Origin of the sequence: Dryocola clanedunensis (genome assembly GCF_038405435.1) — a bacterium.
GTDB lineage: Bacteria > Pseudomonadota > Gammaproteobacteria > Enterobacterales > Enterobacteriaceae > Dryocola > Dryocola clanedunensis_A.
The window spans coordinates 151,403-173,844 of sequence record NZ_JBBYHZ010000006.1; the positions used below are offsets into that span (position 1 = coordinate 151,403).

18 protein-coding genes are annotated in these 22,442 nt (G+C 57.6%); 12 read left to right on the plus strand and 6 right to left on the minus strand.

Annotation, left to right across the window (positions count from 1 at the left end; genetic code table 11):
* Positions 1-29: 29 nt before the first annotated feature.
* Positions 30-467 (minus strand): DUF2756 family protein, encoded by a 438-nt coding sequence (locus tag AAE045_RS15015; RefSeq protein WP_455548420.1) that lies wholly within the window; start codon positions 465-467, stop codon positions 30-32.
* Positions 468-599: 132 nt separating this feature from the next.
* Between AAE045_RS15015 and ggt the strand changes: the two genes are divergently transcribed.
* Positions 600-2,354: a gamma-glutamyltransferase gene (ggt, locus tag AAE045_RS15020; RefSeq protein WP_455548421.1), complete on the plus strand. Its 1,755-nt coding sequence runs from the start codon at positions 600-602 to the stop codon at positions 2,352-2,354.
* Positions 2,355-2,448: 94 nt separating this feature from the next.
* On the opposite strand, the gene yhhY is transcribed toward ggt, so the two are convergent.
* Positions 2,449-2,946, minus strand: a complete 498-nt coding sequence (yhhY, locus tag AAE045_RS15025; protein ID WP_202308312.1) for an N-acetyltransferase — start codon at positions 2,944-2,946, stop codon at positions 2,449-2,451.
* A gap of 533 nt (positions 2,947-3,479) precedes the next feature.
* Between yhhY and AAE045_RS15030 the strand changes: the two genes are divergently transcribed.
* From AAE045_RS15030 to gntU, 5 genes are all read left to right on the plus strand, one after another.
* Positions 3,480-4,517: an oxidoreductase gene (locus AAE045_RS15030; protein WP_455548422.1), complete on the plus strand. Its 1,038-nt coding sequence runs from the start codon at positions 3,480-3,482 to the stop codon at positions 4,515-4,517.
* A gap of 124 nt (positions 4,518-4,641) precedes the next feature.
* Positions 4,642-5,337, plus strand: coding sequence for a pirin family protein (locus AAE045_RS15035; protein WP_202305396.1), 696 nt, complete (start codon positions 4,642-4,644; stop codon positions 5,335-5,337).
* Between the two features lie 104 nt (positions 5,338-5,441).
* On the plus strand, positions 5,442-6,437 hold the full coding sequence (gene gntR / locus AAE045_RS15040) for a gluconate operon transcriptional repressor GntR (RefSeq protein WP_455426569.1): 996 nt from the start codon (positions 5,442-5,444) through the stop codon (positions 6,435-6,437).
* A gap of 168 nt (positions 6,438-6,605) precedes the next feature.
* Positions 6,606-7,136, plus strand: a complete 531-nt coding sequence (gntK, locus tag AAE045_RS15045; protein WP_202305399.1) for a gluconokinase — start codon at positions 6,606-6,608, stop codon at positions 7,134-7,136.
* Entirely contained in the window at positions 7,133-8,473 is a 1,341-nt protein-coding gene (gntU, locus tag AAE045_RS15050) for a gluconate transporter (RefSeq protein ID WP_271127674.1), read from the plus strand. Before gntK ends, gntU begins: the two co-directional genes overlap by 4 nt.
* Positions 8,474-8,667: 194 nt before the next feature.
* Here gntU and AAE045_RS15055 read toward each other — a convergent pair whose 3' ends face one another.
* Entirely contained in the window at positions 8,668-9,264 is a 597-nt protein-coding gene (locus AAE045_RS15055) for a YhgN family NAAT transporter (protein WP_202305403.1), read from the minus strand.
* 160 nt (positions 9,265-9,424) lie between these two features.
* Between AAE045_RS15055 and asd the strand changes: the two genes are divergently transcribed.
* From asd to glgP, 6 genes are all read left to right on the plus strand, one after another.
* Complete coding sequence (gene asd, locus AAE045_RS15060; protein ID WP_455548423.1) at positions 9,425-10,531, plus strand: aspartate-semialdehyde dehydrogenase; 1,107 nt, start codon at positions 9,425-9,427, stop codon at positions 10,529-10,531.
* A 245-nt stretch (positions 10,532-10,776) separates the two neighbouring features.
* The gene (gene glgB, locus AAE045_RS15065; RefSeq protein ID WP_455548424.1) at positions 10,777-12,963 is read left to right on the plus strand and encodes a 1,4-alpha-glucan branching enzyme; all 2,187 of its coding nucleotides are present in this window, start codon (positions 10,777-10,779) and stop codon (positions 12,961-12,963) included.
* Complete coding sequence (glgX, locus tag AAE045_RS15070; RefSeq protein ID WP_455548425.1) at positions 12,960-14,942, plus strand: glycogen debranching protein GlgX; 1,983 nt, start codon at positions 12,960-12,962, stop codon at positions 14,940-14,942. Before glgB ends, glgX begins: the two co-directional genes overlap by 4 nt.
* A 14-nt stretch (positions 14,943-14,956) precedes the next feature.
* Entirely contained in the window at positions 14,957-16,240 is a 1,284-nt protein-coding gene (gene glgC, locus AAE045_RS15075; RefSeq protein ID WP_455548426.1) for a glucose-1-phosphate adenylyltransferase, read from the plus strand.
* 109 nt (positions 16,241-16,349) lie between these two features.
* Positions 16,350-17,783 carry a glycogen synthase GlgA gene (gene glgA / locus AAE045_RS15080; RefSeq protein WP_455548427.1) on the plus strand — a complete coding sequence of 478 codons (1,434 nt, stop codon included), beginning with the start codon at positions 16,350-16,352 and terminating at the stop codon, positions 17,781-17,783.
* 20 nt (positions 17,784-17,803) lie between these two features.
* Positions 17,804-20,251 (plus strand): glycogen phosphorylase, encoded by a 2,448-nt coding sequence (gene glgP, locus AAE045_RS15085; RefSeq protein WP_455548428.1) that lies wholly within the window; start codon positions 17,804-17,806, stop codon positions 20,249-20,251.
* A gap of 134 nt (positions 20,252-20,385) precedes the next feature.
* Here the strand turns inward: glgP and AAE045_RS15090 are convergent, their stop codons facing one another.
* The 3 genes from AAE045_RS15090 to glpE all read right to left on the minus strand — a co-directional run bounded on the left by AAE045_RS15090 (position 20,386) and on the right by glpE (position 22,391).
* The gene (locus AAE045_RS15090) at positions 20,386-21,144 is read right to left on the minus strand and encodes a DeoR/GlpR family transcriptional regulator (RefSeq protein ID WP_455426580.1); all 759 of its coding nucleotides are present in this window, start codon (positions 21,142-21,144) and stop codon (positions 20,386-20,388) included.
* Positions 21,145-21,163: 19 nt separating this feature from the next.
* Positions 21,164-21,997, minus strand: a complete 834-nt coding sequence (glpG, locus tag AAE045_RS15095; protein ID WP_455548429.1) for a rhomboid family intramembrane serine protease GlpG — start codon at positions 21,995-21,997, stop codon at positions 21,164-21,166.
* A gap of 64 nt (positions 21,998-22,061) precedes the next feature.
* Entirely contained in the window at positions 22,062-22,391 is a 330-nt protein-coding gene (glpE, locus tag AAE045_RS15100; protein ID WP_455548430.1) for a thiosulfate sulfurtransferase GlpE, read from the minus strand.
* Positions 22,392-22,442: the final 51 nt, after the last annotated feature.

A 22,442-nucleotide genomic window follows, 5' to 3' on the forward strand; every position in this document is an offset into this window, starting at 1 on the left:
GCGAGCATTCGCGCCATCCACCACGATCGTTAAGGCCCAATCGTTTTCAACGGAATATTAGGCTGCGTCATGCTGGAATTATTCTGGTTCAGCATGCTGCCGTTGGCCTTCGGCTGTAGCATATGCTCCTGCTGAACCGAGGTCCCCCCGCTACTCAGCATCCCTCCATTAGTATTCGGCAGCATCTGTTGCCCGCCGGTATTTAACTCACCCGGCTGCGAACTCAGCACCCGCTGCGAATTATTGTTGATCTGCGATTCAAGCTGCTGCTGCTGAACCCGGTTCTGGGTTTGCAGCTGCTGGTTGAGCATCCCTTTCTGCTGGATTTGCTGCGACTGCATCTGCGTCTGCATCCGCTGGTGGGTCGGGTTCTGGTAATCCGGCAGGTTTGGGTTATTCATGGTATTGAGCGGCTGTGCAAGACTGACAAAAGGCAGCAGGGCCGTCAGGAGCAATAGTTTTTTCATGTTTACCTCCTCCGTTGGGGGCATCCTCTAAGTTTACTCGGTTTCCGTCACAGCGATGGTTATTTAGGATTTATAGACCAGGATTATGTGGTCTTGTAGGTGGTGATCCCCCTGAACATGGAGAAAAAAGCGATGAAAACGTTGATTACCTTCTGGATTAAAACAAGGCGATGGATTGCCATTCCTGCACTGATGATGAGCCTCTGTTTGACCGCCGGGGCCGCGCCTCCACCCGTCTCCTATGGCGTTGAAACTGATATTTATCACCCTGTGCGTGCTGAACACGGCATGGTTGCCACCGTTGACGCGCTGGCAACCCAGGTTGGCGTTGATATTCTTAAACAGGGCGGTAACGCGGTGGATGCCGCCGTTGCGGTGGGCTACGCGCTGGCGGTCACCCATCCGCAGGCCGGTAACCTGGGCGGCGGGGGCTTTATGCTGCTGCGCACTAAGGACGGTAAAACAACCGCCATCGATTTCCGTGAAATGGCACCGGAAAAGGCATCCCGCGACATGTTCCTTGATCAGCAGGGGAATGCCGACAGTAAAAAATCTCTTACCTCTCCACTCGCTTCCGGCACGCCGGGCACGGTCGCCGGTTTCTCTCTGGCGCTGGAAAAGTACGGCACTATGCCGCTGAACAAGGTCATACAGCCCGCGTTTAAGCTGGCGCGTGAGGGTTATATCGTTAACGAGGCGCTGGCAGACGATCTCAAACAGTACGGCTCAGAAGTGCTGCCCAGCCATGAAAACAGCAGGGCCATCTTCTGGAAGAAAGACGGTAGCCTGCTGCAAAAGGGCGACAGGTTAATACAGGCGAATCTTGCCAAAAGCCTCGAGCTGATTGCCGAAAACGGCCCGGATGCCTTCTATAAAGGCCCGATTGCCGACCAGATCGCCGAAGAAATGGCGAAGAGCGGCGGGTTAATCAGCAAAGCCGATCTGGCAAATTACAAAGCCGTGGAGCGTAAGCCCATCAGCGGTGAGTACCGCGGCTACGAAGTTTATTCCATGCCGCCGCCGTCCTCCGGCGGGATCCACATCGTGCAGATCCTGAATATCCTGGAAAACTTCGACCTCGCGAAATACGGCTTCGGCAGCGCCGACGCGATGCAGCTGGTAGCCGAGGCGGAAAAATACGCTTACGCCGACCGTTCGGAATATCTGGGCGACCCCGACTTCGTCAAAGTGCCGTGGCAGGCGCTGACCAGCAAGGCGTACGCCAAATCCCTGGCGGAGAAAATCGACGTCAACAAGGCGCGCCCGTCGAGCGACATCAAGCCGGGCAGGCTCGCGCCGTATGAAAGCAACCAGACCACGCACTTCTCGGTGGTGGATAAAGACGGTAACGCCGTCGCCGTGACCTACACGCTGAACACCAACTTCGGCAGCGGCATCGTGGCGGGCAACACCGGTATCCTGATGAACAACCAGATGGACGATTTCTCCGCGAAGCCGGGCGTGCCGAACGTTTATGGGCTGGTGGGCGGCGACGCCAACGCGGTGGGGCCGCATAAGCGTCCGCTGTCGTCGATGTCGCCCACGATTGTGGTAAAAGATGGCAAGACCTGGCTGGTCACCGGCAGCCCCGGCGGCAGCCGTATTATCACCACCGTGCTGCAAATGGTGATTAACACCATCGATTTCGGGATGAACGTCGCCGAAGCGACCAACGCGCCGCGCTTCCACCATCAGTGGCTGCTGGACGAGCTGCGGGTGGAGAAGGGCTTTAGCCCGGACACGCTGAAGCTGTTGGGTGAGAAGGGGCAAAAGGTCGTGGTGAAGGAAGCGATGGGCAGCACGCAAAGCATTATGATTGCGCCGGACGGCAAGCTTTACGGTGCCTCTGACCCGCGTACGGTTGAGGATTTGACTGAGGGGTATTGAGCTGTGGCGGTGGATGGCGCTCGCGCTTATCCACCCTACGAATCAAAGCGGTAGGGCGGATAAGCGCAGGCGCCATCCGCCATTTCCCTCCAGCCTAGACCGGCTTCAGCCGCGCCATAAAGTGCGCATCCACATACTTCCCGTCGCGCAGGCCGAAGTTTCTGCCGGTGCCTTCCACTTCGAAGCCAAACTTACGGTACACCGCCAGCGCCGGTGCGTTATCGGTGAACACCGTCAGCTCTATACGGTCAATACGCAGCCAGTTGTCGCACAGGTCGGTCATCGCGGCCATTAACGCGCTGGCCACGCCTCTACCGTGAAAGTTGCTGTCCACGCCCATCCCGAAGGTGGCGACGTGGCTGCGGCGCGGGGACGGCTCAACCGTCAGCATCAGCTGGCCGACGACTTTGCCGTCGATACAGGCGACAAGATTGCGGCTGCCCGGTTTAGGCTCCGCTATGCGATCCACCCACATTTTTAGAGGGGTATGAGGGATCTGTAGCGTGTCGCGCTGCGGCGTCGGCTGGCTGTAAATTTGATGCAGGGCTTCCGCATCGCCAATTTCTGCGTGGCGCACTACGATTTCACTCATCCTTTTATCCTCAATGGGTTAGTTAAACCCTTTAAACATCATTGACTTTGTTTGTGAAGTCAACGGCACATTTTTTCAAATTAAGCTTTACAAGTGCGAATGATAATGATTATTATTGCCATGCGTTCAGGGGAGACCCTTACGGAGACAACCTGAAAGCACGACATTGCTCACATTGCTTCCAGTATTACTTAGCCAGCCGGGTGCTGGCTTTTTTTTTAGACTTCTTATTTGAAGCTGTAGCTGCGTTGGCTGCACTCTCTCACCCGAATCACTTACATAAGTAAGCTCATCGGGACTCGCTCCCTGGCCGCCTTGCTACAACTCCAAATAATTTGTCTAAAATATATGTAATTTTTCAAAAGGTTAATTTTTTCGTAGGGTGGATAAGCGCCAGCGCCATCCACCACAGAGTGCCATGAGACAGCGGTTTCGTAGGGTGGATAAGCGCCAGCGCCATCCACCAAAAATGCATGCCATCCGCAGCCGAATGCAGTAGGGTTAAGGCAATTCAAAGTCAAAAGGACGAAGCAATGACCCTCCACTGCGCTTTTATTGGTTTTGGCAAAAGCACCACCCGCTACCATCTTCCTTACGTTCTGGTTCGCAAAGACAAATTCCACGTCGCCCACATCTATCGTCGTCATGAAAAGCCGGACGTCGAGCGGCAGCCGCAGTACGAACATATCCATTTCACCAGCGATCTGGACGAGGTGCTGAACGACCCGCAGGTGAAGCTGGTGGTGGTCTGCACCCATCAGGACAGCCACTTCGACTACGCGAAGAAGGCGCTGGAAGCCGGTAAAAATGTGCTGGTGGAAAAGCCGTTTACCCCAACGTTAAAAGAAGCCAAAGAGCTGTTCGAGCTGGCGCGCGCCAAAGGGCTGACCGTTTCGCCTTATCAGAACCGCCGCTTTGACTCCTGCTTCCTGACGATGAAAAAGGCCATCGAAAGCGGCAAGCTGGGCACGATTGTAGAGGTGGAAAGCCATTTCGATATGTACCGCCCGGAGGCGGCAACGACGCCTGGCCTGCCTGCCGACGGCGCGTTCTACGGCCTGGGCGTACACACCATGGACCAGATTATCTCGCTGTTTGGCCGCCCGGACCACGTCGCCTATGACATCCGCAGCCTGCGCAATAAGGCCAACCCTGACGACACCTTCGAGGCCCAGCTCTTCTATGGCGATCTCAAAGCCATCGTGAAAACCAGCCACCTGGTGAAAATCGATTATCCGAAGTTTATCGTCCACGGCAGCAAAGGCTCTTTTGTTAAATACGGTATCGACCAGCAGGAAACCAGCCTTAAGGCGTACATCATGCCGGGTGAGCCGGGCTTTGCGGCAGACAGCAGCGTCGGCGTGCTGGAGTACGTTAACGATGCTGGTGAGACCGTGCGTGAAGAGATGAAGCCGGAGCAGGGCGACTATGGCCGCGTGTACGACGCGCTGTATGAAACCATCCTCAACGGTAAGCCTAATTTCGTCAGTGAATCTGAAGCATTAACCAACCTTGAGATCCTCGAACGCGGCTTTGAACAGGCTTCCCCTTCAACGGTGACGCTGGCTTAACCCTCTCCGCTGACGCCTCAAACTCGTTCATATTTTTTGAACAGAGGCGTCAAACTTCACCCTCTATGATCTCCTCCGCTTCGGGTCCACACTTACTCCATCAAACGAATCGAGGAGAAGTGAAATGATCTACTTAAGAAAAGCCGAAGAACGTGGTCACGCAAATCATGGTTGGTTGGACAGCTGGCACACCTTCTCTTTTGCCAACTATTACGACGCCAACTATATGGGATTCTCCGCGCTGCGCGTCATTAACGAAGACGTGGTTGCAGCCGGTGAAGGCTTCGGGACCCACCCGCACAAGGACATGGAAATCCTGACCTACGTGCTGGAAGGGGCGGTGGCGCACCGGGACAGCATGGGCAACGAAGAGAAAGTGCCTGCCGGTGAGTTTCAGATTATGAGCGCCGGGACGGGGATCACCCACTCCGAGTACAACCCGAGCAAAACCGAGCGTCTGCGCCTGTACCAGATCTGGATCATTCCAGAAAAAACCGGCATCACGCCGCGCTACGATCAGCGCCGTTTTGATGCGCCGCAGGGCCGCCAGCTGGTGCTCTCTCCGGACGCTCGTGACGGTTCGCTGAAGGTGAATCAGGATATGGAGCTGTCACGCTGGGCGCTGGCGAAAGACGAGCAGTCTGTTTATCAGGTTCCGGCCAACCGCCGCATCTGGATCCAGGTTGTTAAAGGCGACGTGTCCATTAACGGCACGCAGGCAAAAACCAGCGATGCGGTTGCCGTGTGGGATGAGCAGGCAATTTCTGTGCACGCCAACGAAGCGAGCGAGATACTGCTGTTTGATTTACCGCCAGTATAAAAAACTCGTTAGTTACCGGTCACAACCTTCCTCTTAAACAGGGGAAGGTTGTGCTTTGTCCGTGCTAAACTTCGGCGTCATTGTTGAGGAAGCGCGCGCGGAATATGAAAAAGAAAAGACCGGTACTACAGGACGTTGCGGATCGCGTAGGGATCACCAAAATGACGGTGAGCCGTTTTTTACGCAATCCCGATCAGGTTTCCGCCGCTTTGCAGGTGAAGATTGCCGCCGCCCTCGACGAGCTGGGCTACATTCCTAACCGCGCCCCCGATATCCTTTCAAATTCCACCAGCCGCGCCATCGGCGTGCTGCTGCCATCCCTAACCAACCAGGTGTTCGCGGAAGTGCTGCGCGGCATCGAAAACGTGATTGACGCCTACGGCTACCAGACCATGCTCGCCCACTACGGCTACAAGCCGGAGCTGGAAGAAGAGCGCCTGGAGTCCATGCTTTCCTGGAACATCGACGGGCTGATTCTGACCGAACGCTCCCACACGCCGCGCACGCTGAAAATGATTGAGGTAGCCGGTATTCCGGTGGTGGAGCTGATGGACAGCGTTTCACCCTGTCTGGATATCGCCGTCGGCTTCGACAACTTCGAGGCCGCCCGCCAGATGACCGCCGCCATTATCAGCCGGGGCCACCGCCACGTGGCCTACCTCGGCGCACGCCTCGATGAGCGTACCGTTATCAAGAAGCGCGGCTATGAGCAGGCAATGCAGGACGCGGGGCTGGTGCCCTACAGCGTGATGGTCGAGCAATCCTCTTCCTATTCCACCGGTATCGAACTGTTCCGCCAGGCAAAGCGCGAATATCCCGAGCTGGACAGCATCTTCTGTACCAACGATGATTTAGCGATAGGCGCCGCGTTCGAATGCCAGCGCCAGGGCCTGAGCATTCCGCACGACATCGCGATTGCCGGCTTCCACGGCCATGACATCGGCCAGGTGATGGAGCCAAGGCTTGCCAGCGTCCTCACGCCGCGTGAGCGCATGGGGCGCATCGGCGCAGAGCGTCTGCTGGCGAGAATTCGTGGCGAAGAGGTGACGCCGAAGCTGCTGGATCTGGGCTTTACCCTGTCGCCGGGCGGCTCGATCTAAGATTTTCAAAGTATGATGTAGTTCACACTTATTCACTTTGCAACAGAATGGTTATTGCTTATTGCTCAACCACTGCTGACAATGTTACCGATAACAGTTACCCGTAACAAATGTACGTATTCGCGGGAAGCTGACTTCTGAAATCATTGTGCCAGTCGGAGCTACGCTATGAGCACTACTAACCATGACCACCACATCTACGTCCTGATGGGCGTTTCTGGCAGTGGCAAATCGGCCGTCGCCAGCGAAGTGGCCCATCAGCTGAAAGCCGCCTTCCTGGACGGCGACTTCCTGCATCCTCGCTGCAACATCATGAAAATGGCCTCCGGCGAGCCGCTAAACGACGAGGACCGCAGGCCGTGGCTGAAGGCGCTGAACGACGCCGCCTTTGCCATGCAGCGCACCAACAAAGTCTCCCTGATTGTCTGCTCGGCCCTCAAGAAGGATTACCGCGACCAGCTGCGCGACGGCAACCCGAACCTCTCATTCATCTACATGAAAGGGGATTTCGAGGTGATCGAAAGCCGCCTGAAGGCGCGTAAAGGCCACTTCTTCAAGACCCAGATGCTGGTCACCCAGTTTGAAACGCTCGAAGAGCCAGCCGCAGAAAACGATGTTCTGGTCGTGGATATCGACCAGCCGCTGGAAGACGTTGTCGCCAGCACAATTGATGTGATTAACAAAGGCAGTGCGAAGTGAGTACATTAACGCTTGTTTTAACGGCAGTCGGCTCGGTTTTGCTGCTGCTGTTTTTAGTAATGAAGGCGCGCATGCACGCCTTCGTTGCTTTGATGGTGGTTTCTATAGGTGCAGGGCTGTTTTCCGGGATGCCGCTCGATAAGATCGCGACAACCATGGAAAAAGGGATGGGCGGTACGCTGGGCTTCCTGGCTATCGTCGTCGCGCTCGGCGCGATGTTCGGCAAAATTCTTCATGAAACGGGCGCCGTTGACCAGATTGCGGTCAAAATGCTCAAGTCCTTCGGCCACAGCCGCGCCCATTATGCGATTGGCCTGGCAGGCTTAATCTGCGCGCTGCCGCTGTTCTTTGAAGTGGCCATCGTGCTGCTGATAAGCGTGGCGTTCTCCATGGCGCGCCATACCGGCACCAACCTCGTTAAGCTGGTTATTCCTCTGTTTGCGGGCGTTGCCGCCGCCGCCGCGTTTCTGCTGCCGGGGCCTGCGCCGATGCTGCTGGCCTCCCAGATGCACGCCGACTTCGGCTGGATGATCCTCATCGGCCTGTGCGCGGCCATTCCCGGCATGATTATCGCCGGGCCGCTGTGGGGAAACTTCATCAGCAAATACGTTGAGCTGAAAATTCCTGACGATATCACCGAGCCGCACCTGGGCGAAGGCAAGCTGCCGTCGTTCGGCTTCAGCCTGTCGCTGATCCTGCTGCCGCTGGTGCTGGTTGGCCTGAAAACTATCGCCGCGCGCTTCGTGCCGCAGGGATCCACCCTGTATGAGTGGATGGAGTTCGTCGGCCACCCGTTCACCGCGATTCTGGTTGCCTGTCTGGTAGCGATTTATGGTCTGGCCTACCGTCAGGGCATGGCGAAAGAAAGGGTGATGGAAATCTGCGGCGCCGCGCTGCAGCCTGCGGGCATCATCCTGCTGGTTATCGGTGCCGGTGGCGTGTTCAAGCAGGTGCTGGTGGATTCCGGCGTCGGCCCGGCTTTAGGTGAAGCACTGACCGGCATGGGCCTGCCGATTGCGCTGACCTGTTTTATCCTGGCCGCGGCAGTGCGCATCATCCAGGGTTCAGCAACGGTCGCCTGCCTGACGGCGGTTGGCCTGGTTATGCCAGTTATCGAACAGCTGCACTACAGCGGCGCGCAGATGGCCGCGCTGTCCATCTGTATCGCAGGCGGTTCAATAGTTGTGAGCCACGTCAACGACGCGGGCTTCTGGCTGTTCGGTAAATTTACCGGCGCAACGGAAGGGCAAACCCTGAAAACCTGGACGATGATGGAAACCATCCTCGGCACCACGGGTGCAATTGTCGGGATGATTGCATTTAGTTTGCTGAGCTGACGTAGGTCGTATAAGCGCAGCGCCATCCGACATAAAAAACGTCAATGGTGGATGGCGCTGACGCTGATCCACCCTACAAAAACAGGCTTTCTCTCTGTCGTAGGTCGGATAAGCGCAGCGTCATCCGACATAAAAACCGTCAATGGTGGATGGCGCTGCTCCACCCTACAAAACTGCATTCCCCGCGGTAAAACCTACCCTTTCATCCAGACGCGGATGCCGTCCAGGAACATCTGCGTTGCCAGCATCACCAGCACCAGGCCCATCAGCCTTTCCAGCGCGTTAACACCTTTTTCGCCCAGCAGACGTAAAAACAGCGACGATTGCAGCAAAATGGCCACCGTGCCGCCCCATGCCAGCATCAGCGCCGCCACTAAATGGCCCATCTGATTGGGATACTGGTGTGAGAGCAGCATTAACGTTGCCAGCAGCGTCGGCCCGGCAACTAACGGGATGGCCAGCGGGACGATAAAGGGTTCTTCACCCGCGGGCAGGCCGCTGGCGTTGCCGCCGTCGTGGCTTGGGAAAATCATTTTAATGGCGATCAGGAACAGGATAATCCCGCCTGAAATCGACACGCTTTCCGCGCGCAGGTTAAGGAAGGCGAGAATTTTTTCCCCGGCGAACAGGAAAATCAGCATGATAATCAGCGCGATAAGCAGTTCGCGGATCATGATCGCCCGGCGGCGCTTTGGCTCCGTGTGTTTTAGCACTGACATAAAAATAGGCAGGTTGCCCAGCGGATCCATAATCAGAATCAGCAGCACCGCCGCGGATAAAATATCGTTCATCTGTTTTTCCCGAAAATCTAAAAAAATCCGGCTAATAAGCTGTATTACTGATAGCGCGGATATCATTGATTAAATTCACTTGCGACTTTGGCTGCATTTTGTAATGTGGGGTGACGTTCCCTAAATGCACACAACAAACATCTCTGCAGGATAAGTCGCTATGAAAAATGTAGGTTTTATTGGCTGGCGCGGTATGGTCGGCTCTGTACTCATGCAGCGCATGGTAGAAGAGCGTGATTTTGACGCCATTCGTCCCGTTTTCTTCTCTACTTCTCAGCTGGGCCTTGCCGCCCCGTCTTTTGCTGGCCAGTCTACCGGCACGCTTCAGGACGCCTACGATCTGGAAGCACTGAAGGCACTGGATATCATCATTACTTGCCAGGGTGGCGATTATACCAATGAAATCTACCCAAAGCTCCGTGAAAGCGGCTGGCAGGGCTACTGGATTGACGCGGCCTCTTCGCTGCGCATGAACGACGACGCCATCATCATCCTTGACCCGGTAAACCAGCACGTTATCCAGGAAGGCCTGAACAAAGGCGTGAAAACCTTTGTGGGCGGCAACTGCACCGTAAGCCTGATGCTGATGTCGCTGGGCGGCCTGTTTGCTAACGACCTGGTTGACTGGGTATCCGTGGCGACTTATCAGGCAGCATCCGGCGGCGGGGCGCGCCATATGCGCGAGCTGCTAAACCAGATGGGCCAGCTATACGGCGAAGTGGCGACCGAACTGGCAGATCCGGCATCCGCCATCCTCAATATCGAACGCAAAGTGACTGACCTTGGCCGCAGCGGCAATCTGCCGGTGGACAACTTCGGCGTGCCGCTGGCGGGCAGCCTGATCCCGTGGATCGACAAGCAGCTGGATAACGGCCAGAGCCGCGAAGAGTGGAAAGGCCAGGCGGAGACCAACAAGATTTTAAACAGCAGCACCGCGATCCCGGTTGACGGGCTTTGCGTCCGCGTTGGCGCGCTGCGCTGCCACAGCCAGGCCTTCACCATCAAGCTGAAGAAAGACGTTTCGATTCCAACCATCGAGGCGATGCTCGCTTCCCATAACGACTGGGCGAAAGTGGTGCCAAACGACCGCGACGTCACCATGCGTGAACTGACCCCTGCGGCGGTAACCGGCACGCTGACCACGCCGGTTGGCCGTCTGCGCAAGCTGAATATGGGGCCGGAGTATCTTTCCGCGTTCACCGTGGGCGACCAACTTTTGTGGGGTGCCGCCGAGCCGTTGCGCAGAATGTTGCGGCTGCTCGCATAATTACACTTACATACCAAAGGGGCATTGCAGCCCCTTTTTTTTCGCGTCATACATGGATGTAGTGATGTTGGCCATTATTTTCCAGGAGTAAAACAGCACGTTGGCTATGCTTAAGTCAGGGCGGAAGAAACCGTCATGATGATTAGTTGGGCGGAGCAGCTTACAGGAGTTCTTTTTACGCTGTCCGTTAGGGTCAATGATAAGTGCCGGGTTGTGGGGCACGTACAAAAAACAGGACGAATACCATGTCTGTTCTTCCAGATAAAGACGCGATCAATGCGCTTATTGCGGGTCATTTCGCCGACCCCTTTTCCCTGCTGGGGATGCATAAAACAGAAGCCGGGCTGGAAGTCCGCGCCCTGTTGCCTGACGCCACCGAAGTCTGGGTTATCGAACCGAAAACCGGCCGCAAGGTCGGCAAGCTTGAGTGCCTCGACTCACGCGGCTTCTTCAGCGGCATCATTCAGCGCCGCAAAAATCCTTTTCGCTATCAGCTGGCCGTCGTCTGGCACGGTCAGGAAAATCTGATTGATGACCCCTATCGCTTTGGCCCTTTGATTCAGGAGATGGACAGCTGGCTGCTGTCCGAAGGCACCCACCTGCGCCCTTATGAAACCCTGGGCGCCCATGCCGACACGATGGACGGCGTAACGGGTACCCGCTTCTCCGTCTGGGCACCGAACGCCCGCCGCGTCTCCGTAGTGGGCCAGTTTAACTACTGGGATGGCCGCCGTCACCCGATGCGCCTGCGCCGCGAGAGCGGCATCTGGGAGCTGTTTATCCCCGGTGCGCATCCCGGCCAGCTTTATAAATTTGAGCTGATCGATATCGAAGGCAACCTGCGCCTGAAGGCCGATCCCTATGCCTTTGAGTCCCAGATGCGCCCGGATACGGCTTCCCTTATCTGCGGCCTGCCGGAGAAAACCGTGCTCAGCCCGGCGCGGCAAAAGGCCAACGGCTTCGACCAGCCAATCTCCATCTATGAAGTGCATCTCGGCTCGTGGCGCCGTCACGCGGACAACAATTTCTGGCTAAGCTACCGCGAGCTGGCGGACCAGCTGGTGCCGTACGTCAAAGAGATGGGCTTCACGCACCTTGAGCTGCTGCCGATTAACGAACACCCGTTTGACGGCAGCTGGGGCTACCAGCCGCAGGGGCTGTATGCGCCAACCCGGCGGTTCGGCACGCGGGAAGACTTCCGCTACTTCATCAACGCTGCCCACGCCGCAGGGCTGAACGTGCTGCTCGACTGGGTGCCCGGCCACTTCCCGACGGATGACGCCGGGCTGGCGAAGTTTGACGGCACCTCGCTTTACGAGCACGGCGACCCACGCGAAGGTTTTCATCAGGACTGGAACACGCTGATCTACAACTACGGACGCCGCGAAGTCAGCAACTATCTGGTCGGCAACGCCCTGTACTGGATTGAACGCTTCGGCATAGACGGCCTGCGCGTGGATGCGGTGGCCTCGATGATTTACCGCGACTACAGCCGCGAGCCGGGGGAGTGGATACCTAACGACAAAGGCGGGCGCGAAAACTTAGAGGCCATCGAGTTCCTGCGCAGCACCAACCGTATTATTGGCGAGCAAACGCCCGGCGCGGTCACCATGGCGGAAGAGTCCACCGACTTCGCGGGCGTGTCGCGTCCGCCGTCAATGGGCGGCCTGGGCTTCTGGTTCAAGTGGAACCTGGGCTGGATGCACGACACCCTGGACTACATGAAGCTCGACCCGGTCTATCGTCAGCATCATCACGACAAAATGACCTTCGGCATGCTCTACAACAGCACCGAAAACTTCGTGCTGCCGCTGTCCCACGATGAGGTCGTTCACGGCAAGAAATCGATTCTGGACAGAATGCCGGGCGACGCGTGGCAGAAGTTTGCCAACCTGCGCGCCTACTACGGCTGGATGTGGGCCTTCCCCGGCAAGAAGCTGCTGTTTATGGGCAACGAGTTCGCCCAGGGCCGCGAGTGGAACCACGACAGCAGCCTGGACTGGCACCTGCTGGAAGGCGGCGACAACTGGCACCACGGCGTGAAGCGTCTGGTGCGCGACCTGAACCGCACCTATCGCCACCACGCCGCCATGCATGAGCTTGATTTTGATCCGTACGGCTTTGAATGGCTGGTGGTGGAAGACAAAGCCAACTCGGTATTTATCTTCGTGCGCCGTGACTCAGAGGGCAATGAGGTGATCGTTGCTGCTAACTTCACGCCGGTGCCGCGCCATAACTATCGTTTCGGCATCAACCAGCCGGGCAGCTGGCGCGAAGAGCTGAACACCGACTCCATGCACTATCACGGCAGCAACGCCGGCAACAGCGGCATTGTCCACAGCGAAGAAATCGCCAGCCACGGGCGCGAGCACTCCCTGAGCATCACGCTGCCGCCGCTGGCCACCATCTGGCTGGTCCGGGAGGGCGAATGACGCAGCTTACCGCCGGGAATTCGGCGCCGTACGGCTCGCACTATGACGGAAAAGGGGTGAACTTCACGCTGTTTTCCGCCCATGCGCACAAGGTGGAGCTGTGCGTCTTTGACGAGCACGGCCACGAACAGCGCTATGACCTGCCGGTGCGCACCGGGGACATCTGGCACGGCTATCTACCCAATGCCAAACCGGGCCTGCTGTATGGCTACCGGGTTCACGGCCCGTGGGAGCCGCATAACGGCCATCGTTTTAATCCGGCGAAGCTGCTGCTCGATCCCTGCGCCCGCGTGGTGGTTGGCGGCCTGAACGACCATCCCCATTTCCACGGCGGCCATGACCAGCCGGACATGCAGGACGACGCCCATGAGATGGCGAAGTGCGTGGTGGTAAGGGAGACGTTCGACTGGGAAGACGACGAGCATCCGCGCACGCCGTGGGGCAACACGATTATTTATGAGGCCCACGTTCGCGGCCTGACGCTGAAGCATCCCGGCATTCCCGAGGAGATCCGCGGCACCTACGCCGCGCTCGGTCATCCGGTAATGATCGCGTATTTCAAACGCCTGGGGATCACGGCGATCGAACTGCTGCCGGTGGCGCATTTTGTCACCGAGCCGCGCGTGGCTCACTTAGGGCTGAGCAACTACTGGGGCTACAACCCGCGGGCGTTCTACGCCGTGGAAGGCTATTACGCCGTTAATCATAATCCGCTCAACGCCGCCAACGAACTACGCGGGGCAATCAAAGCGCTGCACAAGGCGGGCATCGAAGTGATTCTGGACATCGTGCTTAACCACAGCGCGGAGCTGGATCTGGACGGGCCGACCTTCTCCCTGCGCGGAATCGATAACCGTAGCTATTATTGGTTAATGGACAACGGCGATTACCACAACTGGACGGGCTGCGGTAACGCGCTGAATCTCAGCACGCCTGGGGTGGTCAGCCAGATGGTGGACTGCCTGCGTTACTGGGTCGACAGCTGCCACGTTGACGGCTTCCGCTTCGATCTGGCGTCGATCATGGGGCGAACCCCGGAGTTTCGTCAGGATGCGCCGCTGTTTGAGGCGATCAAGAACGATCCCGTGCTGTCGCAGATCAAACTGATCGCGGAACCCTGGGATATCGGCGCGGGGGGTTACCAGGTGGGGAACTATCCACCGCTGTTTGCCGAGTGGAACGATCATTTTCGCGACGGGATGCGCCGCTTCTGGCTGCAGCAGGATTTATCGCTGGGGGGATTCGCCTGCCGCTTTGCCGGATCGAGCGATGTCTACCGTGAGGGCGATCGCCGCCCTTCGGCCAGCATCAACTTAATAACCGCCCATGACGGCTTTACCCTGCGCGACTGCGTGAGCTTCAACAATAAGCACAACGAAGCCAACGGTGAAGATAACCGCGACGGGACGGGCAATAACTACAGCAACAACTACGGCTTTGAGGGGCTGGAAGCCAGCCTGATTATCAAAGAGCGGCGGCGTGACAGCGTCCACTCGCTGCTGACCACCCTGCTGCTCTCTCAGGGGACCCCGATGCTGCTGGCGGGGGATGAACACGGGCACAGCCAGCACGGCAACAACAACGCCTACTGCCAGGACAACGCCCTGACCTGGCTTGACTGGGAGCACTGTAACGACGGTTTAACGACTTTTACCGCGGCGTTGATTCATCTGCGCCAGACCATTCCGGCCCTTACCCGGAATGGCTGGTGGGAGGACGGTGATGACAATGTGCGCTGGCTTAACAAAGAGGCTCAACCACTGAATGCCGACGAATGGCAAGGCGGCGTCCACCGCCTGCAAATCCTGCTCAGTGAACGTTGGCTTATTACGATAAATGCCACCGAAGAAGTTGCGGACATCGTATTACCCGAAGGGGAGTGGCGAGCCATTCCTCCCTTTGCCGGAGAGGACAACCCGGTGGTGATGGCTGTTTGGCATGGTCCTGCGCACGGAGTCTGCGTATTCCAGAAGTCATAAAAAAGGAGTCAGTCATGGTTAGACTTGAGAAGAACGACCCTCTAATGCTGGCAAGACAGCTGCCGAATAAATCAGTTGCGCTGATTCTGGCAGGTGGCCGCGGTACCCGACTAAAAGACTTAACTTCTACGCGCGCGAAGCCCGCCGTCCACTTTGGCGGCAAGTTCCGCATTATTGATTTTGCCTTATCGAACTGCATTAACTCCGGCATCCGCCGTATTGGCGTGATCACCCAGTATCAGTCGCACACGCTGGTGCAGCACATCCAGCGTGGCTGGTCGTTCTTCAGCGAAGAGATGAACGAGTTTGTCGATCTCCTGCCCGCGCAGCAGCGCGTGCACGGGGAAAACTGGTATCGCGGTACGGCAGATGCCGTCACCCAGAACCTCGACATTATTCGTCGCTACAAGGCCGAGTACGTGGTGATCCTGGCCGGGGACCATATCTACAAGCAGGACTACTCGCGCATGCTAATCGACCACGTCGAAAAAGGGGCGCGCTGTACCGTGGCCTGTATGCCGGTACCGCTGCATGAAGCGACGGCCTTCGGCGTGATGGCGGTTGACGAAGAAGACAAAATTATCGAATTCGTGGAAAAACCTGCCCATCCGCCGTCGATGCCGGGCGACGACAGCAAAGCGTTAGCCAGCATGGGGATCTACGTTTTTGACGCCGATTACCTCTACGAGCTGCTTGAGGCCGACGACGTCGATGAGAACTCCAGCCACGATTTCGGTAAGGACATCATCCCCTACGTCATGAAGTCCGGCCAGGCGTTTGCCCATCCGTTCCCGCTCTCCTGCGTGCAGTCAGACCCGGACGCCGAGCCTTACTGGCGCGACGTGGGGACGCTTGAAGCCTACTGGAAGGCCAACCTGGATCTCGCGTCGGTGACGCCGGAACTGGATATGTACGACCAGGAATGGCCCATCCGTACCCATATGGAACCGCTGCCGCCTGCCAAGTTCGTGCAGGACCGCTCGGGCAGCCACGGCATGACGCTGAACTCGCTGGTCTCCGGCGGCTGCATTATCTCCGGGTCGGTGGTGGTGCAGTCGGTGCTGTTCCCGCGGGTGCGCGTTAACTCGTTTTGTAATATCGATTCGTCGGTGCTGCTGCCGGACGTAAAAGTCGGGCGCTCCTGCCGTCTGCGCCGCTGCATTATCGACAGGGCGTGTGTGATCCCTGAAGGCATGGTTATTGGTGAGAATGCTGAAGAAGACGGGCGCCGTTTCTATCGCTCGGAAGAAGGCATCGTGCTGGTGACCCGGGAAATGCTGGCCAGGCTGCAAGGTTAAGAAGTGAAGGATTGACCCGTGCGCGGCGCGTGCCGCGCGCTGTCATTTTATCGTTCGGCGTCTGTTCCTGACAAAACGCAGCGCCGAGACTTGCTATACGGGAGCGAGAATGCAGGTCTTACATGTATGTTCTGAAATATTCCCACTGTTAAAAACCGGTGGCCTTGCTGATGTACTTGGCGCGCTGCCCGCGGCCCAGATTGCCGGGGGCGTGGAAACACGCGTATTGCTGCCTGCGTTTCCTGATATTCGTCGCGGTATTACCGATGTGCAGGTGGTGTCACATCGCGATACCTTCGCGGGTCATATGACTTTGTTATACGGCCAGCTCGACGGCGTGGGGATTTACCTGATAGACGCGCCGCATTTATACGACCGTCCGGGTAGCCCGTACCACGACACTAACCAGTTTGCCTATATCGATAACGTGCTGCGTTTTGCCCTGCTCGGCTGGGCGGGCAGCGAGATGGCCTGCGGGCTGGATCCGTTCTGGCGCCCGGATATCGTGCACGCTCACGACTGGCATGCGGGGCTGACGCCAGCTTATCTGCGCGCGCGCGGCAACCCGGCAAAGTCGGTCTTTACCGTCCACAACCTGGCCTACCAGGGGCTGTTTTATGCCCATCATATGAATGAAATTGACCTGCCATGGTCGTTCTATGACATCAACGGCCTGGAGTTCAACGGTCAAATTTCGTACTTGAAAGCCGGCCTTTACTATGCTGATCATATTACGGCGGTCAGCCCGACCTACGCGCGGGAAATTACCGAGGCGCACTTCGCCTACGGGATGGAGGGGCTGCTGACTCAGCGCCACCGCGAGGGACGCCTGTCCGGCATCCTCAACGGCGTGGATGACAAAATCTGGGACCCGGCCCATGACCTGCTGCTGAGTTCGCGCTACAACCGCGATTCGCTGGAGGACAAAGCGGAGAACAAACGGCAGCTCCAGGTGGCGATGGGCCTGAAGGTAAACGACAAAGCGCCGCTGTTTGCGGTCGTGAGCCGCTTAACCAGCCAGAAAGGGCTGGATTTAGTGCTCGAAGCGCTGCCGGGGCTGCTGGAACAGGGCGGCCAGCTGGCGCTGCTGGGGGCGGGTGACCCGGTGTTACAGGAAGGTTTTCTGGCGGCGGCTGCCGAGCATCCCGGCCAGGTTGGCGTGCAGATTGGCTATCACGAAGCGTTCTCCCACCGCATCATGGGCGGCGCGGACGTTATTCTGGTCCCAAGCCGGTTTGAGCCATGCGGATTAACGCAATTGTACGGCCTGAAATATGGCACTTTGCCGCTGGTGCGGCGCACGGGCGGGCTGGCGGATACGGTATCCGACACTTCCCTTGAGAATCTGGCGGACGGAATCGCAACGGGGTTTGTCTTTGAAGACAGTAATGCCTGGTCGCTGCTGCGCGCGATCAGACGTGCTTTCGTGCTGTGGTCCCGCCCGTCGCTGTGGCGTTTTGTCCAGCGTCAGGCCATGAATATGGATTTTAGCTGGCAGGTAGCGGCGCAGTCCTACCGCGACCTATATCAACGCTTGTTGTAATCATCCAGGAATCACTGATTATGAACGCACCCTTTTCCTACGCGTCGCCTACGCTGAGCGTCGAAGCGTTAAAGCACTCGATAGCGTACAAGCTGATGTTTACGGTGGGTAAAGACCCTGCCATTGCCAACAAGCACGAGTGGCTGAACGCCACGCTGTTCGCGGTCCGCGACCGGCTGGTTGAACGCTGGCTGCGCTCCAACCGCGCGCAGCTCTCCCAGGAAGTTCGTCAGGTTTATTACCTGTCGATGGAATTTCTGATTGGCCGCACGCTCTCCAACGCGCTGCTGTCGCTGGGCATTTATGACGACGTGAAAAACGCCCTCGAAGAGATGGGCCTCGATCTTGAAGAGCTGATCGACGAAGAAAACGACCCCGGACTGGGTAACGGCGGCCTCGGGCGTCTTGCGGCCTGCTTCCTCGATTCGCTTGCCACGCTCGGTTTACCGGGACGCGGCTACGGTATCCGCTACGACTACGGCATGTTCAAGCAGAATATTGTGGACGGGCGGCAGAAAGAGTCCCCGGACTACTGGCTGGAATACGGTAATCCGTGGGAGTTTAAGCGACACAATACCCGCTACAAAGTGCGTTTCGGCGGGCGCGTGCAGCTGGAAGGTAAAAAATCCCGCTGGGTGGAAACCGAAGAGATCCTCGCGGTGGCCTACGACCAGATTATCCCCGGCTACGACACCGATGCGACCAACACCCTGCGCCTGTGGAACGCCCAGGCCAGCAGTGAAATCAACCTCGGTAAATTTAACCAGGGTGACTATTTCGCGGCGGTGGAGGATAAAAACCATTCCGAGAACGTCTCCCGCGTGCTTTACCCGGACGACACGACCTATTCAGGGCGCGAGCTGCGTCTGCGGCAGGAGTACTTCCTGGTCTCCGCCACCGTGCAGGACATTCTCAGCCGTCATTATCAGCTGCATAAAACCTACGCCAACCTGGCGGATAAAATCGCCATTCACCTCAATGACACCCACCCGGTGCTGTCTATCCCCGAGCTGATGCGCGTGCTGATGGACGAGCATAAATTCAGCTGGGAAGATGCCTTTGAGGTGACCTGCCAGGTGTTCTCCTACACCAACCACACGCTGATGAGCGAGGCGCTGGAGTCCTGGCCGGTAGACATGCTCGGCAAAATTCTGCCGCGCCATCTGCAAATCATCTTCGAGATTAACGACTACTTCCTGAAAACCCTTCAGGAACAGCACCCGGGCGATACCGGCCTGCTGGGACGCACCTCGATCATTGATGAGTCCAACGGTCGCCGCGTGCGCATGGCCTGGCTGGCGGTGGTCGCCAGCCACAAGGTGAACGGCGTCTCCGAGCTGCACTCGAACCTGATGGTGCAGTCGCTGTTTGCCGACTTCGCCGCCATCTTCCCGATGCGCTTCAGCAATAAAACCAACGGCGTTACGCCGCGCCGCTGGCTGGCGCTGGCTAATCCGCCGCTGTCAGACGTGCTGGACGAAAACATTGGCCGCACCTGGCGCACCGATCTCGGCCAGCTTAGCGAGCTGAAGCAGCATATCGACTACCCGACCGTGCATCAGGACGTGCGTAAAGCGAAGCTTGCCAATAAAAAGCGGCTGGCGGAGTACATCGGCCAGCAGCTGAACGTGGTGGTAAACCCTAACGCTTTGTTTGACGTGCAGATCAAGCGCATCCACGAATACAAGCGCCAGCTGATGAACGTGCTGCACGTCATCACGCGTTATAACCGCATCAAGGCCGACCCAACGGCGGACTGGGTGCCGCGCGTAAATATCTTTGCCGGGAAGGCGGCCTCGGCGTACTACATGGCGAAGCACATCATCCATCTCATTAACGATGTGGCGGCGGTGATCAACAACGATCCGGACGTGAAGGATCGCCTGAAAGTGGTATTCATTCCGAACTACAGCGTGAGCCTGGCGCAGATCATTATTCCGGCGGCGGATCTCTCCGAGCAGATTTCGCTTGCGGGCACCGAGGCTTCCGGCACCAGCAATATGAAGTTTGCCCTCAACGGCGCGCTGACCATCGGCACCCTGGACGGCGCAAACGTCGAGATGCTGGAGCACGTCGGCGAAGACAATATCTTTATCTTCGGCAATACGGCGGAGGAGGTCGAAGAGCTGCGGCGCAACGGCTACAAGCCGCGCGAGTATTACGAACAGGATGAAGAGCTGCACCAGGTGCTGACGCAAATCGGCAGCGGCACCTTCAGCCCCGGCGAGCCGACGCGCTACCGCGACCTGCTGGATTCACTGATTAACTTTGGGGATCACTACCAGGTGCTGGCTGACTACCGCAGCTACGTGGACTGTCAGGACAAGGTGGACGAGCTGTACCGCCAGCCGGAAGAGTGGACCATCCGCACCATACATAACATTGCCAACATGGGCTATTTCTCGTCCGACAGGACGATTCAGGAATACGCCGACGAAATCTGGCATATCAAGCCGGTTCGTCTTTAAAGGTTAAGGCGGGAAAACATGGCGGAAGACGCTACGCTTTTCCGCCCTACCAAATCGAGACGGATGGGCCGTGCCTGCATTTCAGATTCGTAGGCCGGATAAGCGTAGCGTCATCCGGCAAACCCGTTAAAGGCTCAGCACAGCTCCAGCACCAGATTGTTATCTTTGATCACCTGCATCACGCCCGGCGGTGGCGGCACGTCGGTATATACCTGATCCACAAGGCTGATACTGCCCAGGTTGACCATCGCGTTGCGGCCAAATTTGGAGTGGTCCACGACCAGCATCACGCAGCGGGAGTTTTCGATAATCGCCTTTTTGGTGCGCACCTCGTGGTAGTCGAACTCAAGCAGCGAGCCGTCGCTGTCGATGCCGCTGATCCCCAGAATGCCGAAGTCCAGGCGGAACTGGGAGATAAAATCGAGCGTCGCTTCGCCGATGATCCCACCGTCGCGGCTGCGCAGCTCGCCGCCTGCCAGAATGATGCGGAAATCCTCTTTCACCATCAGCGTGTTGGCGACGTTCAGGTTGTTGGTGACGACGCGCAGATTGCTGTGGTCCAGCAGCGCGTGGGCAACCGCTTCCGGCGTGGTGCCGATGTCGATAAACAGCGTGGCGCCGTTCGGGATCTGGCTTGCCACTTTACGTGCAATGCGCTCTTTCTCTGCCGTCTGGGTAGCTTTACGGTCATGCCAGGAGGTGTTCACCGAGCTGGACGGCAGCGCCGCGCCGCCGTGGTGGCGCATAATTAAATTCTGATCCGCCAGGTCGTTCAGATCCCGGCGAATGGTCTGCGGGCTGACCGCAAACTGCTCTACCAGCTCCTCGGTGCTGACATAGCCCTGTTTTTTAACCAGTTCGACAATCGCGTCGTGACGTTGTGTTTGTTTCACGCAGGCCTACCTCTGATTCTTATGTTCGTTTTCGCGCATGCAGGGTATCCACCATTGCCATCGCCAGGCCAACCAGTAATCCGGTGACGTGGGCGGCATTGGCAATCGACATGCCTAAAATATCGAAGTAGCCCAGCACAATCCACAGCACGGCAAAGGCCATCAGGCCGCGCTGCATATAGATGCCGCTTTCCGGGTCGCGCTCACCGCGCAGCCAGACGTAGCCCATCAGCGCGTAGACCGTACCGGACAGGCCGCCGAACAGCGGGCCGCTGAATTTAGCCTGCACGTAACCGCTGAGCAGCGCCGAAATAATGGTCAGCACGATGAGTTTTCCGCTGCCGAGGCGTTTCTCCAGCGGGCCGCCGAGATACCACCACCATAGCAGGTTGAAGGTGATGTGCAGTATGGAAAAGTGCAGCAGCGCGTGGCTGAAATAGCGCCAGAACTCATACTTCAGGCTGTCCGCGTACGGCCAGGCAAGAAGCGCCATTACCGTACGATCGCCCATCACCTGCATCGCCAGATAGACCAGCACGCAGGCGGCAATCATCGCCAGCGTGAACGGCCCGGCTTTTTGTTTGATGGTGGCAAAGAAGGGATAGCGCTGGTAGCGCAGCCCGCTTGCGGTATCGCCCGCAGACCAGCTGGCAGCCAGATAGCGCGCATCGCCTGGGTTGGCGAGAAACTGCTCCAGTTCGCTGCGGACTCTGGCTTCCTGAGCGTCGTCCGCCAGCCAGACATCGCTTTGCTGCTGATGCTGCTGCAGGGTCAGGACGACGCCCTGGGTCGCCATATAGTCGACGAACGCCTGCGCAACCCGGGGGTTGGCAAACGAGGTAATCATGATCATAGGGTTTCAGCCAAATCCGTACAAAGGGAAGCAGTATACCCGCTTAACGGCGCTTTTCTTAACCTCAAGCTGCGCCGTGCGTGACTTCCGCCGGGAAATGGCGATGCCAGGCGTCAAAGCCGCCGTCAACGCTGTAGACGTTGTCATAACCCTGCTGGAGCAAATACTGGGCCGCGCCCTTGCTGCTGTTGCCGTGATAGCACATCACCATCACCGGCGTGTCGAAATCCGTCTGCTGCATAAAAGCGACCAGCCGGTCGTTAGTCAGGTGGAAAGCGCCCGGCGTGTGGCCCATCGCAAAGCTTTGCGGATCGCGGATATCTACTAATACCGCCAGCTTCTGGTGCAGCTTCTGGTGTGCTTCTTCCACACCAATACATTCAAATTGATCCATAACGTTGCTCGTATGCAGATAAAGGAAAAGGGGCCGGCTGAGCGCAATATT

What these genes read in the sequence shown, in the direction of transcription:
- glgP (WP_455548428.1), top strand. Translation starts at nt 17,804, where the DNA reads ATGAACGCACCCTTTTCCTACGCGTCGCCTACGCTGAGCGTCGAAGCG.
- glgA (WP_455548427.1), top strand. Translation starts at nt 16,350, where the DNA reads ATGCAGGTCTTACATGTATGTTCTGAAATATTCCCACTGTTAAAAACC.
- glgC (WP_455548426.1), top strand. Translation starts at nt 14,957, where the DNA reads ATGGTTAGACTTGAGAAGAACGACCCTCTAATGCTGGCAAGACAGCTG.
- AAE045_RS15015 (WP_455548420.1), bottom strand. Translation starts at nt 467, where the DNA reads ATGAAAAAACTATTGCTCCTGACGGCCCTGCTGCCTTTTGTCAGTCTT.
- asd (WP_455548423.1), top strand. Translation starts at nt 9,425, where the DNA reads ATGAAAAATGTAGGTTTTATTGGCTGGCGCGGTATGGTCGGCTCTGTA.
- gntK (WP_202305399.1), top strand. Translation starts at nt 6,606, where the DNA reads ATGAGCACTACTAACCATGACCACCACATCTACGTCCTGATGGGCGTT.
- yhhY (WP_202308312.1), bottom strand. Translation starts at nt 2,946, where the DNA reads ATGAGTGAAATCGTAGTGCGCCACGCAGAAATTGGCGATGCGGAAGCC.
- ggt (WP_455548421.1), top strand. Translation starts at nt 600, where the DNA reads ATGAAAACGTTGATTACCTTCTGGATTAAAACAAGGCGATGGATTGCC.
- gntR (WP_455426569.1), top strand. Translation starts at nt 5,442, where the DNA reads ATGAAAAAGAAAAGACCGGTACTACAGGACGTTGCGGATCGCGTAGGG.
- glgB (WP_455548424.1), top strand. Translation starts at nt 10,777, where the DNA reads ATGTCTGTTCTTCCAGATAAAGACGCGATCAATGCGCTTATTGCGGGT.
- glpG (WP_455548429.1), bottom strand. Translation starts at nt 21,997, where the DNA reads ATGATCATGATTACCTCGTTTGCCAACCCCCGGGTTGCGCAGGCGTTC.
- AAE045_RS15035 (WP_202305396.1), top strand. Translation starts at nt 4,642, where the DNA reads ATGATCTACTTAAGAAAAGCCGAAGAACGTGGTCACGCAAATCATGGT.
- glpE (WP_455548430.1), bottom strand. Translation starts at nt 22,391, where the DNA reads ATGGATCAATTTGAATGTATTGGTGTGGAAGAAGCACACCAGAAGCTG.
- glgX (WP_455548425.1), top strand. Translation starts at nt 12,960, where the DNA reads ATGACGCAGCTTACCGCCGGGAATTCGGCGCCGTACGGCTCGCACTAT.
- AAE045_RS15055 (WP_202305403.1), bottom strand. Translation starts at nt 9,264, where the DNA reads ATGAACGATATTTTATCCGCGGCGGTGCTGCTGATTCTGATTATGGAT.
- AAE045_RS15030 (WP_455548422.1), top strand. Translation starts at nt 3,480, where the DNA reads ATGACCCTCCACTGCGCTTTTATTGGTTTTGGCAAAAGCACCACCCGC.